This window comes from Ruminococcus sp. NK3A76 (assembly GCF_000686125.1).
Taxonomy (GTDB): domain Bacteria; phylum Bacillota; class Clostridia; order Oscillospirales; family Ruminococcaceae; genus NK3A76.
The window spans coordinates 1,372,724-1,386,362 of sequence record NZ_JMMA01000002.1 but is presented as its reverse complement, the minus strand read 5'-3'; the positions used below and the strand labels follow the sequence as shown (position 1 = coordinate 1,386,362).

Sequence of the window (13,639 nt, the reverse complement as noted above, 5' to 3'; positions counted from 1 at the left end):
AACGGAAAGCACAGGTAATGAACTATATTTGCTTAGTCAGCCTCAACCAGACCCGCCTTGACAAGGTTCTTTTCATGCTCCTTAAGAGTTTCAGCATAGTATGCCTTACCAGTGTCAAGATTATTACAGAAGAAGTAATAGTTTGTCTGCTCTGGATTGAGCACTGCGTTTATTGCGTCCAGGCCGGGGTTGCATATCGGGCCTGCTGGCAAGCCTTTACAGTGGTATGTATCATAGCCTTCTGTGTAGTACTTGATAGATACGTTGGTATCGGCTTCCTTTTTGATAACGTGTTTGATATAGTTTGATGTAGCATCTGATTCAAGCGACGGGAAAAGGTCGGATTCGTCAAGTCTGTTAAGGAATACGCTTGCTACTATAGGCATATCCTTGATAGTACCTGCTTCCTTCTGTACCATAGAAGCGAGGGTTATTACTTCATTAAGCGTCATTCCGCTCTGCTTCATCTTGCTTTCCATGCTGCTTGTAAATTTCTCAGCAAAATGCTCCTTAATTATTCTCGCAACATTATATGCATCGTCGTTTACATAGAAATCATATGTATCCGGGAAGAAGTAGCCTTCCATTTTATAGAATGTAAGATCTGATTCGTCAATGAGGTTTTCAAAGGCGAAATCCTGCTTTTTATTGAACTGGAAGATAAAGTCTTTCTTAGTGCAGACTTTATTCTCTTCGAGCATCTGAGCAGCTTCTCTCAGCGTTATGCCTTCGGGGAATGTAATAGATACCGTTTCTCTGTTAGCACGGTTGACTGATAGCTCCTCGATTATCTGTGTATAGCTCATTGAGGGGCGAAGCGTGATATCACCGGGGTAGAAATCAAGATTTTTCATCTTCATTATCAGCTTGAACAGCTTAGGCTCTTTGATGATATCATTGTCCTTTAAAAGATCTATTACCTCGTCTGATGTTGCACCGTCAGGGATATTGAATGTGATCTCATTTGAGTTCTTGCCGATACCTAAGTATTCCATACCAAGTCTGATGCCGTTATATGCAATAACTATCGACGCAGTGAGAATAACTGAAATTATGATAAGGCCGCCAAATACTGAGTTATTGAAGCCTGACTTTTTTCGCTTCTTTTTCTTGTGCTTTTTTGAAGAACTGCTTTTGCCCGATCTGACGATCTTAAGATCCTCTTCTTCACGGACATAGCTTTTTGTAGGTCTGACATTTTCAGTCTTCTTCGTTCTGTCCTCGCTGTTATCAGATATAACAGCACGAGTTTTTTCAGAGACAGGGATTATCGGGTCACTGTCACTCTCAGGCTCAGAAGTCTCAGCTTCAAGAGAGATATCCTCATCTTCACCTAATTCTTCTTTTTCCTTATTCTCAGCACTGCCAAAGGAAATGTCGGCTATTTCTTCTTTCTCTTCTTTTTCTTCAGCCGGCTTTTCTTCCTCGGGCTCGTCTGCGGCCGCTTCTGTGACCGCTTCCTCTGCTACTTCCTTGATCTCTTCTTTGATCTCATCAGCAGCCTCCTGAACCGGCTCAGGCTGCTCGGAGGTTTCAGCGCTTTTCTCGACTTTTTCAGCTTTTTTACTATACTGATTTATAATGTCATCGAGCTTAAAGTCCTTATCATCCATTAGATCTTATCTTCCTTTCATTTATGTATAGCTTACACCTTTATCTGTTATTATTATATCAGCTTTAATATCTGTATCATCATGTTCTATCTTGTCAACGATACAGCCGCTGTAGCATATGCCGATCTTTTTACCTGAAAACTCTGCAAGAAACCTGTCATAAAATCCCTTGCCGAAGCCTACTCTGTAGCCTTTGCTGTCATAGCATAGCGCCGGCACTATACAGCAGCTGTTGTCAGAAAAATCAGTCTGCATTGAAATGCCATCTTTCGGCTCATATATAGAGAAGCTGCCTTCTTCAAGATCATCAAAGCCCGTTATCGGATAGAAATGCATGATATTTGTACCTTTGACGCATTTCGGGGCAAGTATCTTTTTGCTGCTATCCTTAAAAAGCTCGCTTAACACATACCTTGTATCTACCTCAATTTCAGAAGATACATAACAAAGCACTGTGTCATAAGGCGAAACAAGCTCTATCAGCCTGTCAGCTATGGCTCTGTCGAGGATTTTGCGCTCAGCGCTGTCAAGCGACAAACGGTAAGCCTTCATACGGGCTCTTAATTCCTGCTTGTTCATTCTCTGCACTGCATATTTGACTCAACAGCAAGGCTCTTATCCTTGCCGCAGAGAAGCTCTGCGAGCTTAAAACCAAATTTGAAAGCAGCGCCGGGGCCTTTACCGGTAATAAATATACCGTCCTGAATGACCATTTTGGGCATATGAGCACTGCCCTTAAGAGCGCTCTCACACCCCGGGAAGCAGGTGGCTTTAACGCCTGTGAGCAGACCTTTATGACCTAAGATCGTCGGTGCTGCGCATATTGCTGCGATGAATTTCTTGCTTTCATAGCAAAAATCTATTGCAGCCTGAACTTCAGAGCTGTTTTCGAGGTTAGTCGTTCCCGGCATACCGCCCGGGAGAATTATCATATCAAGATCATCGCCGAGCTTTATCTCGTCAACGGTTATATCAGCAATTATCGGAATATTATGCGAGGTAGTCACCTGTTTTCCTGTAACACCGACTGTTACGACATTAACGCCTGCACGCCTCAGAATATCTATCGGAGCAATAGCCTCGACATCTTCAAACCCATCTGCAAGAAAAACATATACCATACAAAACATTCCTTTCTTTTTATTTAGTAAGCCCTTTGAGCTTGTTCATGATCTTATCATTTATAACATCAACAGGCAGCGGAGCTTTGCCGTCAGAGCAGTCTATCATTTCCCAACCGAGCATTTCGGCTGAGAAATATGCAGCCTCTCTGCATCTTTTCATATACTCCATATCAGCCTCGTGGATGTCTTTTTTGCTTTCGTCGCCCTCATATCTTGCTGCAAGCAGCTTCTGAGATACTTCAAGCGGCATATCAAGAAAAAGCACTTTATCAGGCTTCGGCAGCCCGAGACGCTCATATTCGTAATCATAAAGCCAATCGGTGAATTCTTCCCAGTATTCCTTATCGAGCTTGCTCATCTGATAAATCAGATTTGAGGTAACATATCTTGCTGCAAGTATAAACTTGCCTTCAAGATAATCCTTTTCCCAGAACTGCTTGAAGCTTGCATATCTGTCAACAGCGTAAAAGCTCGCTGCTGCATATGCGTTTATATCATCTGCTGAATCTGACAGCTTGCCGTCAAGATACATTCTTACAAGCACACTCGAAGGCTGCTCGTAATCAGGAAAACTGATAGGCTTTACACTAATTCCGTCAGCAGCGAGCTTTTTAGAGCACAGCTCAAACTGTGTGCTTTTGCCGCAGCCGTCAAGCCCTTCAATAACTGCAAGTCTTGGTTTACCTGTCATCATTTCTGCCCCTTAAGCTCTTTATACCTTGATACTACCTCTTTGAATTTGCCGCAGGTCATAGCACCTTCGCCGCAGCGCCCACTTCTTACACACGAAGGGCCGGCTTTAGCAAACAGCGTAGGAGCGGCTTCTACACACAGCCTGAGCATCTTATCAGCAAGCTCGTGTATCTCCCACTGCGCTCTGTTGCAGCATCTGAGTGAGAAGAAATTCATAAGGCTTCTTGCGTTCATTGTAACGAGCATTTTAGTAGCACAGGCATTGGGTAAAACAAATCTTGCGTCCTCAATAGCCTTTTTCTGAGCCTTGCGCTTTGCAGTCTTTTCATCATCGCCCTGCTCGGTAAATGTCTTGAAATGCTTTTCCTTTAAGATATCAGCGAGCTTGTTATACGAGTCGATAGAAGACTGCATCTGCTCATTGTAAAGCTTAACAGCTGTTTCATCAGCAGCTATCTCAGGAGGAGTTACGAATTCAAACCTGTTCTCCTCGACATATCTCTGGCTCTGTACAGAGAAAGAAGCAATACGGTGTCTTGTTATCTGTGCAAGCAGAGAACGTGAAACGCCCTCGATACCAAAAGTAAAAGTAACGTGCTCTATCGGGCTCTCATGGCCGATATTTGTGAGCATATCAAGGAAGCTGTCGATCTTCTCCTGTGTGAGCCCGTCCATAAGAGTATCAATGTCAGCGCTTGCATAGCAGAGCTTTGCAGCGGTGGCTATTACCTTTTCAGGCTCGGGAGTATGAGTTATAAGGGTGACTTTCATTTTCAGCTTCCTTTCATTATTTTATCAAATCATTATACTATTATACCATTTTTTATGCGTTTAGTCAATATCTACGCCTTTATTTTATGCTTTATATGTGTTGATTAGATTCTCAGCATTTTCAAGCATAAGCTCATCAATATTATCGCCGCCCATTATCCTGGCGATCTCAAGCTTTCTTCCTTCGATATCAAGAGGCTTGACAGAGGTCACAGTTCTGCCGTCGATATCGTTTTTCTCGATAAGAAGGTGCTCATCAGCCATGACAGCTATCTGAGAAAGATGTGTGACGCACAGCACCTGACGGATCTTGCCTATCTCTTTGAGCTTAAGGCCTATTTTCTGAGCAGCTCTGCCGCTGACACCTGTGTCTATCTCATCAAAAATAAGCGTATCAATGCTGTCCTTTTCGGCAGTAACGTTTTTCAGTGCAAGCATTATTCTTGAAAGCTCACCGCCTGATGCTATCTTGGCGATAGGCTTTGGTTCTTCACCGAGGTTGGCAGAAATAAGGAATTCTATCGTATCAAGGCCGTTTACTGTGAGCTTGCCTGCAGTCTGTGATACAACGAGCTTAACATTCGGCATATTAAGAAATTCAAGCTCGGCAGTGACCTGTGAGACAAACTTCTCGGCTGCTTTTTTTCTGAATTCTGACAAGTTTTTCGCCTTTACAGATACTTCTGAGAGCATTTGCTGCATCTGTTCTTCGTATTCGCTGAGGCTCTGGTCTGCCGAAAGCAGTTCATCGAGCTCACGGCGGCTGTCTTCAAGTGTTCTGAGAACATCATCAAGCTCAGGACCGTATTTTTTCTTTATCTTCCTTAATGCTGTCGATCTTTCGTTAAGATAATCATATCTTTTAGGGTCAACATCGAGCTTGTCGGAGAGCGAACTGAGCTCCTGTGCAATATCATCAAGCTCTATAACAGCAGAGCTGAGTCTTTCTGACAACGGGGCAAGCTCATTGAAAAGCTCGGAATACGGCATTACAGAATCCCTTGCTTCGCTAACCATGACTACCGTGCCGTCGGCATCATCTGTGCCTTTTAAGATGCTGTGTGCTTTGTATATAGCTTCTGAAAGGATAACAGCATTTTTTGAGATGTCAAGTTCTTTATCTATCTCCTCGTCCTCGCCCGGCTTTATGTCAAGGCTGTCGATATCTGCTATTATATCCTGAAGCTCATTTATTCTGAAGGCCTTGTTATTAGCCTGTTTTTTCAGTTCATTTATTTTTCTTGCAAGTGCCTGAAGCGAATGGAACGATCTTCTGTATTCTTCAAGCATCTCCCCTGCCCCTGAGTATTCATCAAGGATATCTATATGGCGCTCGCTTGTCATAAGTATCTGGTTATCATGCTGACCGTGAACATTTACAAGCATCTGCCCAAGTTCTCTTAAAAGAGAGATATTCACAGGCCTTGAATTTATCCTCGCTGTGCTGCCGCCGTCAGAACGTATCTCACGGGTTATAAGCAGCTCGCCTTCCTCACATTCAATGCCGTTATCACTAAGGAACGAAACGGCTTCCGGGCAGATATTATAGAAAGAAGCCGAAACAACTGCTTTGTTTGCACCTGATCTTACGATATCTTTGCTGACACGCTGCCCGAGGATCGCATTTATGCCGCCTATAAGTATAGATTTACCGGCACCTGTCTCACCTGTAAAGACATTCAGCTTGTCGCAGAATTCTATTGATGCCTTTTCTATAACAGCAAGGTTTTCGATATAAAGTTCCTTAAGCATTATACGTTCCCCATTTTTTCCTTATATAGTGAATTAAGCTCAGCAGTAAGTATCGCTGCATCGTTTTCTGTTCTCATAAGAACGAATATTGTGTCCTCACCAGCGAGTGTTCCGACAGTATTTACAGGCTGCGCCATATCTATCCTTGCGCACACAGCCTGAGCCATACCGCTTTTGCATTTGATACAAACAGTGTTAAGCGCATGGTCAACGCTTATCATTGATGATACTATAAGTTCATCAAACAGCTCCTTTGTATCACGCAGCAGCGCTTCGGATTTCTTCGGCAGAGCGTATTTTGAACCTCTGTCGGTGGGTATCTTTACAAGCGACAGAGCATTTATGTCTCTTGAAACAGTCGCCTGCGTCACGTTATATCCACGCTCTTTAAGGTATTTAAGGAGCGTTTCCTGTGTGTCGATATCATTTGAAAGGATAATATCAACTATATCATTAAGTCTTTTGCTTTTCATTATTATAAGCCTTCTCCCGTGCCTTTGAGCGGCTGCATGAGCTTTGAATTGACTGAATTAAAGAAGCTGCCACCTACAAGATCAATAAGCTCAATAGAGTATTCTGACCTTGATATGACTATCTTGTCGTTGACACCTATTTCAAATACATTCTCACCGTCGATGTTTACAACGGCCTTTGCATCAAGTTTTGCATGACACTTGACTGTAAGCTCACTGTTTGCCGAGAATATCATAGACCTTGCAAATAAAGAGTGAGGACATATCTGCGTAAATTCGATGCATTCCAGGTCAGGCTCGATTATTGGGCCTCCTGCCGACATAGAATATGCTGTAGCACCGGTGGGTGTAGAAAAGATTATACCGTCAGCTCTGAGCGATGATATTACGATACCTTCCTTTGAGACCTCAAAATCAGCTATCTTGCTGTTGTGGCGTTTGGATATTACCACATCATTGAGTGCATGGAACCTGCCCTTGAGCTTACCCTCTTTATAGATAAGCGCTTTGAGCATCATTCTCTTGCTTCTTATGTAGTCTTCGCTTTTAAGTCTCGAAAGCAGCCCGAGCTCACTTCTTTCAAGCGAAGCCATAAATCCGAGCCTGCCGCAGTTGATGCCTACTATCGGCTTGGAGCAGACTGCTGCAAGACCTGCACACCTGATGATAGTGCCGTCACCGCCGATAGCGATTACTACGTCACAGTCTTTTATCAGCTCGGTTTCATCACCGTATTCGACATCGTATTCTAGGCTTATAAGGTCTTTATAATCTGAGTCGATGCTTATGCCTATGCCGCTTCGGTGAAGAACATTGCACGCTTCAACAGTGTATTCCCTGCTGTTGGCTTTATCAAAATTAGGAAAAATATATGCTTTCATATCAATACTCCGTTAAGCTGTATCATTTTAGCTTTGAAAATGCAGCATCTGCTATACTTTTGCTGTCAGGCATTATAACATTACAGTCTCCTGCTTTTTCAAGAAGTGCAATGTATTCTATATTGCCGTCGCCGCCTTTTATCGGTGAATGGGTAATAGTCTTGATAATGAGCCCTATCCCGAAAAAATATGCCGAAAGCTCATCTAAAAGCCTTATATGAGCTTTTTTGTCTTTTACTATGCCGTTTTTGCCGATAGCTGATTTGCCGGCTTCAAACTGCGGCTTGATAAGTGTTATTATCCTGCCGCCTTCATCAAGGCATGGTATCAGCTTATCTACAACAAGCCTGAGAGAGATAAACGAAAGGTCGCAGGTCATGAGTGCAGGCTTTTTTTCAAACAAACCCGGCTCGATATACCTGGCGTTTACCCCTTCGATGTTTATTACTCTCGGGTCATCAAGCAGCTTTTTATCAAGCTGGCCGTGGCCGACATCGACAGCATACACAAGGCTTGCACCGTTTTGCAGCATACAGTCTGTAAATCCTCCTGTAGATGCACCTATATCAGCACATACAAGTCCGGAAACATCAACGCCAAAGGCCTTTAGCGCTCCTTCGAGCTTTAGTCCTCCTCTTCCGACATATCTGCAAAGCTCACCGGTGACTTGTATATCATCATCTTCTTTTGCTTCATACGAAGGTTTGGTGACAGTCTTGCCGTTAACTGTGACAAGGCCCTGCTCTATGAGCTTTTTTGCCTGTTCTCTGCTTGGTGAAAGGCTTTTTTCTGCTATTATCCTGTCAAGTCGCATTTATCATATCCTCAGTTTTCTTTGCCATTTTCTCAGCAGAGAGGCCGTTTTCATCAAGCAGGACATCAACAGGTGCGTGCCTTATAAAGCCTGTAAGCGCTACAGGCACGACATTTGAGCACAGTGCAGTGTATTTTTCGCTGATACTGCCGCTGAAATAGCTCTCTTCAAAGAAGATTACCCGTTTATATTTTGAAAATATCTCAAGTATCTTCTGGCTTATGGGGTAAATGCTCACAAGTCTGAGTATATCACATTTTATATCCTTATTGCTGAGTATCGCCCTTGCTCTTGCCGCATTTGAGCTTAGTCTTCCATAGGTGACAATAAGTGTATCTGCGCCGTTTCCTTCAAGGCAATACTCTGTAGTGGGTTCTCCGAATGTCTGCTTCTGGCTGCCTCTTGGGTATCTGACAGCAACTATGCCCGTGTCTTCGTTGATAGCTTTTGAAAGACACAGCCTGACCTCATCATAGCATGAGGGAGAATATATCGTAGTATTCGGGACAGATGTCAGAAGACCGACATCGAATATGCCCTGATGTGTTTCACCGTCCGAACCGACTATACCTGCTCTGTCGATGCCGAAAACCATATGGTAATCGGTTATTGACAGATCATGTATTATCTGGTCATATGAGCGCTGAAGAAAAGTCGAATATACAGCAAACACAGGTATTATGCCGGAAGCTGCAAGGCCGCCGCAGAATGTTACAGCGTGCTGCTCGGCTATACCGACATCAAAAAACCTGTCAGGGTAAGCCTTTGCAAAGGTATGAAGACCTGTTGCATATTTCATTGCAGCTGTGACAGCAAAGATACGCTTATTCTTTTTTGCAAGCTCTGTAAGCTGCATTCCGAAAACAGACGAATAGCTGTCAGATGTGACAACATCAGGGTTGCCGGTCTTTATCTCAAAAGAACCAACACCGTGGAATTCGCCGGGGTTTTTCTCTGCCGGCGGGTAGCCCTTGCCTTTGGTGGTATTAACATGGACGAAGACCGGCTTGTTCATAGACTTTGCAGCCTTCAGCCCCTTTTCGAGCTCATCGAGGTTATGTCCGTCAAGAGGACCTACAAATTCAAAGCCGAAATCCTCAAACATAGTGCTATGGAGCAGGATATCCTTGAATGCGTTCTTTGAGGAACGTATAGTCTTCTTGACCGGTGAGCCGATAAGCGGTGTCTTGTCAAGCACACGCTCAACAGCTGACTTTGTCTTATGGTATGAATCCTTTGTTCTCAGCTGAGAAAGATATTTTGCAACTGCACCGACGTTTTTGGAAATCGACATCTCATTGCAGTTGAGAATAACTATAATATTGGTATCACTTTTGCCGGCGTTATTAAGCCCTTCAAAGAAAAGGCCGCCTGTTGCGGCACCGTCACCTACGACCGCTAATGCATGGTGTTTGTCACCTGATGCTTTCATAGCACACGCTATGCCAAGAGCTGCCGATACAGCTGTCGAGCTGTGGCCGCTGATAAATGCATCATGCACCGATTCATCAGGCCTGCAAAAGCCACTCAGACCGTTATCTTGTCTGAGTGTACTGAATTTATCAAGTCTGCCTGTAAGTATTTTATGGGTGTAAGCCTGATGGCCAACATCCCATACTATCTTATCCTTTGGCGAATCAAAGACCCTGTGTATCGCCATTGTAAGCTCGACTGTTCCTAAATTGGAAGCAAGGTGGCCGCCTGTTTTGGATACTGTGTCTATAAGTATCTCTCTGACCTCGGCGCAAAGCTCGGCAGCATCTTTTGTACTGAGCTTCTTAAGGTCTTTTGGCAGCTCCATTGAGCTTAGTTTGTATTTATCAAACGCAGACATCCGATCATCTGCCTTTCGTTATTTTTTTCGTGTAAGAAGCTCGCCTGTAAGCTCTTTTAAAAATTCATTATCGTCAAATGCATCAAGATACTTAAGAGCCTTATCTGTCAGCTCTGCGGCCTTTTTCTTAGCGCCGTCAAGGCCGAGGAATGTGACGTAGGTGTTCTTACCCTGCTCCTTGTCACTGCCGATCGGCTTGCCAAGCTCCTCAAAGCTGCCTTCTACATCGAGAATATCATCAACTATCTGGAACGCTTTGCCAAGGCAGAATGCATAATTCCTGACTGCTTCACGTTTTGTTTCGTCTTCGCTGCCTGAGAGCACAAAGCCCATAAGGCAGGCGGCTTCTATCAGAGCGCCGGTCTTTTTCTCCTGGAGCTCATCAAGAGTATCTATAGTAATATCTCTGCCCTCGGATTCAAGGTCGATGACCTGGCCGCCGATCATGCCGTCAGCACCTATACGCTTTGACAGCACAGAGATAAGTCTTATTCCTGTTTCAAAGGAAATGCTGCCCTTTTCTGCTTCGCTGGCAATGACTTCAAAAGCCAGTGAATTGAGCGCATCTCCGGCAAGCAGGGCAATATCTTCGCCGTATTTCTTATGACACGATTCACGCCCACGCCTGTAATCATCATCATCCATACAAGGGAGGTCATCATGAATGAGCGAATATGTATGTATTAGCTCAAGAGCGCAGGCCGAGCGGAGCGCCTTTTTGGTATCGCCGCCGCATATCCTGCAAAATTCAAGAGCGAGCAGAGGTCTTATCCTCTTGCCCCCTGCCGTTAGTGAATACTCCATAGCATCACACACACTTTTTGATGACTCGGGCTTGAAGCTGCTTATCTGCATCAGCTCTCTATTAATTGTATCGCAATAATCATTGAGCTTTGATATATTATGCTGCTGCATCATTCTTCCTCCGATGAATTATTGGTATCAATTATCTTTACCTGCTGTTTAGCAGATTCAAGGGCTTTTTTGCACTCGGCACTGAGTGCTATGCCTTCTTTGTACAATTCAAGTGCATCGTCAAGCGGCAGCTTGTCGTTATCAAGTGATCTTATTATCTCATCAAGTCTGCTCATTGATTTTTCAAAACTCATGTTATTTGTCCTTTATTTCATTTATAGTGTTTACTTTGGCTGTCAAAACAGCATCTGATAATCTGATATCTATGCTGTCGCCGGCATTTATGTCATTCTTGCCGTAAACGACCTTTCCGTCCTTTGTAGTTATAGAATATCCTCTGTCGATAACTCCGAAGGGGCTTAGTGCTGTAAGCATTGCATGGTCTTTCATCAGCCTGCTCTCGGCATTTGTCAGCTTGCTTTCCATAGCATATCTTAACCTGTCCAGACGTCTTGCAAGCTCGTTATCAATAGCTTCAAGCCATCTTTCGGGTGAGAGACTTTTAAGTATAGATGTGCTCTCATTAAGTGCAGACAGCTTTTTGTCAAGAATATACTCAAATGCTTTGTTAAGCCTACGTTCGAGAAGTGATATAGCTGATATGACCTCACTGATATCCGGTGTGCAGAGCTCAGCCGCAGCTGACGGTGTAGGCGCTCTCATATCAGAAACATAGTCAACTATCGTAGTATCAGTCTCATGGCCGACAGCTGTAACAACCGGTGTTTTACAAGTATGGACAGCCATAGCGACGCTTTCACTGTTAAAAGCCATAAGGTCTTCCGCCGAGCCGCCGCCTCTTGTAAGAATTATCGTATCAGCACCGCTCATGTCAGCCTGTTTAAGTGAGCTGCATATCGAATCGGCCGCCGATGCGCCCTGCACAAGTGCAGGATATATCTCTATATCGCAAACAGGGTATCTTCTCTTGGTGATACTTAGTATATCTCTTAGTGCTGCCGCATCTGCCGATGTGACTATTGCGAGCTTTTTGGGAACACGGGGTATGGGCTTTTTGCTTTTCTCGTCAATAATGCCGTTATCGAGCAGCTTTTTCTTCAGCTTTTCGATACCGTCACTGACAGCGCCTCCGCCCATTGGCACAAGCTCGGTAACAACTATCTGAAAAGCGCCGTCACGCTCGTAAAGCTCAACGTTACCCACGGCGAGCACATTCATGCCGTCCTCCGGCTCGAACTTAAGGCGTGAGGCGTTTGATGAGAACATAACAGCCCTTACCTGAGATGCTGAGTCCTTAAGTGTGAAGTACATATGCCCTGATTTGAAGTGGCATACGAAATTTGATATCTCGCCTTTTATGGCAACGCCCTTTAGCTTGATATCCGAGGAGAGCTTGAATGAAACATATTTATTGAGCTGTGAAACGCTCAGCACAGATGCCATTTATAAGATCAGTCCCCTCTTGATCGCAGAATAGACCGCCACACCGCAGGCGTTATCTCTTGAAAACTCACCTTCGCAGAATACACGCTGCTCGGCTTCAAGGGCAGATCTTATCATGCTGTTTGACATGACTCCCCCTGCGTATATCACAGTCTTTTCGCTGTATTTTTCATAAAACGCTTTTGTCATAGCCTTTATGCTTTCAAGCACATAGCTTATACAAAACTTTGCTGTATCTTCTTTAGGGCAGCCCTTGTCTATCATATCCCTGCATTTGTTTTCAAGGCCGGACAAAGAACAATCAAGCCCCCTGACAGAAGGCTTTATCTTAAAAGAACTGCTGCTATTCTCAGCAAGCCTTTCAAGCTCCTGCCCACACGGGAATTTAAGACCGAGCATAACGCCGCATCTGTCTATCGCCTGCCCTGCCTTAAGATCATCAGAACCGCCTATACGGCTAATCTTAAGGATATTATCGTCATCGGGCTCGCAGTATAGCAGATCGGTCGTTCCTCCGCTGACATGAAATGCAGCAAATGACTTTTTGTCTTTTATCAGATCAAAACGCCCTGAACTGTATATTGCAGCAAGTATATGTCCTATCTGATGTGACGATTTATCAGGCAAAACGCCTATCACCGAGCCAAGCGAATCGGCAAATCCCTCGCCGACAAGGAAACACGGCATATATGAGCCTTCTTCAAGCCTTGGCTTTACAGAAACGCCTATACCGTCCGGGATACATCTCCCCTGCCCCATCAGCTTTCCGATAACATCGGGCAGCTGCTTTGTGTGATGAAACACCGCTTCTGACTGGCGAACGCCTTTTTCTCCCGGCTTGACAGGCAGAAGCTGCTTGCTTTGTATAACAGACATAGTATCTGTATCAAGCAGCGCAGCTGACGTAGTATAGTTGCTTGTATCTATCCCTAATATCTTAGACACTCTGCGCCTCGTCACTTCTTGAATATGCGCCGAGCACACCGTTTATAAATGCGATGTCAGCCTCCTGCGCATATTTGCCGGCAAGAGCAACTGCCTCGCTTATGGCAACATTTATCGGCACCTTTTCATCATATCTTGCTTCATATATAGCAAGGCGCAGCAGAGCAAGGTTTATCTTAGGTATCCTGTCGATAGTCCTTTTATTGCTGAATTTCTGAATGACTTCGTCGAGCTCGTCTGCTTTATCGACTATCCCCTTGAAATTATGTATGACCTCATCATTGATAGTAAGGTCACCAAGCTCCTCAGCCAGCTCGATGATATCATCGGTGCTGTCCTCACGGAACATCTTTTCAAAGGAAAGGATAAAAACTGATTCTCTGACTTCTCTTCTGTTTACTGACAAGCAAAACACTCCTT

15 protein-coding genes are annotated in these 13,639 nt (G+C 44.3%); all 15 read right to left on the bottom strand.

Features of this window, described 5'->3' with window-relative positions; genetic code table 11:
* Positions 1-32: 32 nt before the first annotated feature.
* On the bottom strand, positions 33-1,613 hold the full coding sequence (gene mltG, locus CD05_RS0106590; RefSeq protein ID WP_028509828.1) for an endolytic transglycosylase MltG: 1,581 nt from the start codon (positions 1,611-1,613) through the stop codon (positions 33-35).
* A 21-nt stretch (positions 1,614-1,634) separates the two neighbouring features.
* Complete coding sequence (locus CD05_RS17735) at positions 1,635-2,192, bottom strand: 5-formyltetrahydrofolate cyclo-ligase (RefSeq protein ID WP_037322860.1); 558 nt, start codon at positions 2,190-2,192, stop codon at positions 1,635-1,637.
* Positions 2,189-2,734 carry a DJ-1 family glyoxalase III gene (locus tag CD05_RS0106580; RefSeq protein ID WP_028509827.1) on the bottom strand — a complete coding sequence of 182 codons (546 nt, stop codon included), beginning with the start codon at positions 2,732-2,734 and terminating at the stop codon, positions 2,189-2,191. Before CD05_RS0106580 ends, CD05_RS17735 begins: the two co-directional genes overlap by 4 nt.
* A 19-nt stretch (positions 2,735-2,753) precedes the next feature.
* Positions 2,754-3,428: a deoxynucleoside kinase gene (locus CD05_RS0106575; RefSeq protein WP_028509826.1), complete on the bottom strand. Its 675-nt coding sequence runs from the start codon at positions 3,426-3,428 to the stop codon at positions 2,754-2,756.
* On the bottom strand, positions 3,428-4,201 hold the full coding sequence (thyX, locus tag CD05_RS0106570; RefSeq protein ID WP_028509825.1) for an FAD-dependent thymidylate synthase: 774 nt from the start codon (positions 4,199-4,201) through the stop codon (positions 3,428-3,430). The genes CD05_RS0106575 and thyX overlap by 1 nt, the downstream gene beginning before the upstream one ends.
* A gap of 84 nt (positions 4,202-4,285) precedes the next feature.
* Positions 4,286-5,953: a DNA repair protein RecN gene (gene recN, locus CD05_RS0106565; RefSeq protein ID WP_028509824.1), complete on the bottom strand. Its 1,668-nt coding sequence runs from the start codon at positions 5,951-5,953 to the stop codon at positions 4,286-4,288.
* Positions 5,953-6,426, bottom strand: coding sequence for a hypothetical protein (locus CD05_RS17730; protein WP_037322859.1), 474 nt, complete (start codon positions 6,424-6,426; stop codon positions 5,953-5,955). Before CD05_RS17730 ends, recN begins: the two co-directional genes overlap by 1 nt.
* Before the next feature lie 2 nt (positions 6,427-6,428).
* Entirely contained in the window at positions 6,429-7,307 is an 879-nt protein-coding gene (locus CD05_RS0106555; RefSeq protein ID WP_028509823.1) for an NAD(+)/NADH kinase, read from the bottom strand.
* A 22-nt stretch (positions 7,308-7,329) separates the two neighbouring features.
* Positions 7,330-8,121, bottom strand: a complete 792-nt coding sequence (locus tag CD05_RS0106550) for a TlyA family RNA methyltransferase (RefSeq protein ID WP_028509822.1) — start codon at positions 8,119-8,121, stop codon at positions 7,330-7,332.
* Positions 8,111-9,955, bottom strand: a complete 1,845-nt coding sequence (dxs, locus tag CD05_RS0106545) for a 1-deoxy-D-xylulose-5-phosphate synthase (RefSeq protein ID WP_028509821.1) — start codon at positions 9,953-9,955, stop codon at positions 8,111-8,113. Before dxs ends, CD05_RS0106550 begins: the two co-directional genes overlap by 11 nt.
* Positions 9,956-9,973: 18 nt before the next feature.
* Positions 9,974-10,873: a polyprenyl synthetase family protein gene (locus tag CD05_RS0106540; protein WP_242841240.1), complete on the bottom strand. Its 900-nt coding sequence runs from the start codon at positions 10,871-10,873 to the stop codon at positions 9,974-9,976.
* Positions 10,870-11,064, bottom strand: coding sequence for an exodeoxyribonuclease VII small subunit (gene xseB / locus CD05_RS0106535; RefSeq protein WP_028509819.1), 195 nt, complete (start codon positions 11,062-11,064; stop codon positions 10,870-10,872). Before xseB ends, CD05_RS0106540 begins: the two co-directional genes overlap by 4 nt.
* Position 11,065: 1 nt before the next feature.
* Positions 11,066-12,274, bottom strand: a complete 1,209-nt coding sequence (gene xseA, locus CD05_RS0106530) for an exodeoxyribonuclease VII large subunit (RefSeq protein ID WP_028509818.1) — start codon at positions 12,272-12,274, stop codon at positions 11,066-11,068.
* Complete coding sequence (locus CD05_RS0106525) at positions 12,275-13,219, bottom strand: peptidase M22 (protein ID WP_028509817.1); 945 nt, start codon at positions 13,217-13,219, stop codon at positions 12,275-12,277.
* Positions 13,212-13,625, bottom strand: a complete 414-nt coding sequence (gene nusB / locus CD05_RS0106520; protein WP_037322855.1) for a transcription antitermination factor NusB — start codon at positions 13,623-13,625, stop codon at positions 13,212-13,214. The genes CD05_RS0106525 and nusB overlap by 8 nt, the downstream gene beginning before the upstream one ends.
* Positions 13,626-13,639 lie beyond the last annotated feature (14 nt).

What these genes read in the sequence shown, in the direction of transcription:
- CD05_RS0106575 (WP_028509826.1), bottom strand. Translation starts at nt 3,428, where the DNA reads ATGACAGGTAAACCAAGACTTGCAGTTATTGAAGGGCTTGACGGCTGC.
- recN (WP_028509824.1), bottom strand. Translation starts at nt 5,953, where the DNA reads ATGCTTAAGGAACTTTATATCGAAAACCTTGCTGTTATAGAAAAGGCA.
- mltG (WP_028509828.1), bottom strand. Translation starts at nt 1,613, where the DNA reads ATGGATGATAAGGACTTTAAGCTCGATGACATTATAAATCAGTATAGT.
- xseA (WP_028509818.1), bottom strand. Translation starts at nt 12,274, where the DNA reads ATGGCATCTGTGCTGAGCGTTTCACAGCTCAATAAATATGTTTCATTC.
- dxs (WP_028509821.1), bottom strand. Translation starts at nt 9,955, where the DNA reads ATGTCTGCGTTTGATAAATACAAACTAAGCTCAATGGAGCTGCCAAAA.
- CD05_RS0106580 (WP_028509827.1), bottom strand. Translation starts at nt 2,734, where the DNA reads ATGGTATATGTTTTTCTTGCAGATGGGTTTGAAGATGTCGAGGCTATT.
- xseB (WP_028509819.1), bottom strand. Translation starts at nt 11,064, where the DNA reads ATGAGTTTTGAAAAATCAATGAGCAGACTTGATGAGATAATAAGATCA.
- CD05_RS0106540 (WP_242841240.1), bottom strand. Translation starts at nt 10,873, where the DNA reads ATGATGCAGCAGCATAATATATCAAAGCTCAATGATTATTGCGATACA.
- CD05_RS17735 (WP_037322860.1), bottom strand. Translation starts at nt 2,192, where the DNA reads ATGAACAAGCAGGAATTAAGAGCCCGTATGAAGGCTTACCGTTTGTCG.
- thyX (WP_028509825.1), bottom strand. Translation starts at nt 4,201, where the DNA reads ATGAAAGTCACCCTTATAACTCATACTCCCGAGCCTGAAAAGGTAATA.
- CD05_RS0106555 (WP_028509823.1), bottom strand. Translation starts at nt 7,307, where the DNA reads ATGAAAGCATATATTTTTCCTAATTTTGATAAAGCCAACAGCAGGGAA.
- CD05_RS17730 (WP_037322859.1), bottom strand. Translation starts at nt 6,426, where the DNA reads ATGAAAAGCAAAAGACTTAATGATATAGTTGATATTATCCTTTCAAAT.
- CD05_RS0106550 (WP_028509822.1), bottom strand. Translation starts at nt 8,121, where the DNA reads ATGCGACTTGACAGGATAATAGCAGAAAAAAGCCTTTCACCAAGCAGA.